1 protein-coding gene is annotated in these 699 nt (G+C 33.2%); it reads left to right on the top strand.

Translation table 11 applies throughout. The features are described 5' to 3' along the window. Positions 1-45: 45 nt before the first annotated feature. A partial coding sequence (locus tag DCS95_RS20110) for an RNA polymerase sigma factor (RefSeq protein WP_164674259.1) occupies positions 46-699 on the top strand: 654 nt, incomplete at its 3' end.

Below are 699 nucleotides of genomic sequence, written 5' to 3'. Positions count from 1 at the left end.
ACCCTCAGTACGCAAAACCATTCCCAACGCTTTTGCGTATAAGAAATGAAAGCATTGATGTCCAATTGGAATAAACTTAAAGATGAACCTACATTAAGGTTAATAGAAATGTTTCAGGACAATAAGAGCACTGAATCTCAAAAGGAAAATGCTTTTCACGCAATTTGTTACAGATTTAAGGATGATGTTTTAAGAAGAAGTGAAATAGTTTGTAAAAGGTTTGGTCACGACATTACGGTTGCGGAACAGGTTACAACAGTAACATTTACATCATACGCAAAAAAAGGTGGCTTTCTTATTCAAAAAGCTAACCAACAGGATGTAGATGATGCTTTTAAAAGTTATTTGTTTAAAATAGCAAAGAATGAACTCACTAATTATTATCGAGAAGAGCAAAGAAAAAAGAATTACCCTTATGATGGAACTGAACGTATTATCACAGAACTCCCAGTTTTAGAAGGGATGAAGTTAAGTATTGAACAGTCAATTATTTTAAAGGCAATAGAATCTCTTACTCCTTCTCAGCGAACAGTTTATCTAACTTATAGTCAATATGAGAAATTAGGGTTCAACCTTCCAAAAAAACTTTTACAGGAACTTCGCCAGCAACTTGGTGATATCTCGCAAACAACTATTCGCACTTATAAAAAAGAAGCTTTTGACAAGATTAAAAGCTTTACTGAAGTAATGAAGTTAACT

It is taken from the genome of Maribacter litoralis (assembly GCF_003075045.1).
Classification (GTDB): Bacteria; Bacteroidota; Bacteroidia; order Flavobacteriales; family Flavobacteriaceae; genus Maribacter; species Maribacter litoralis.
The sequence above is the reverse complement of the archived record's forward strand: the minus strand, read 5'-3'. Positions and strand labels throughout refer to the sequence as shown.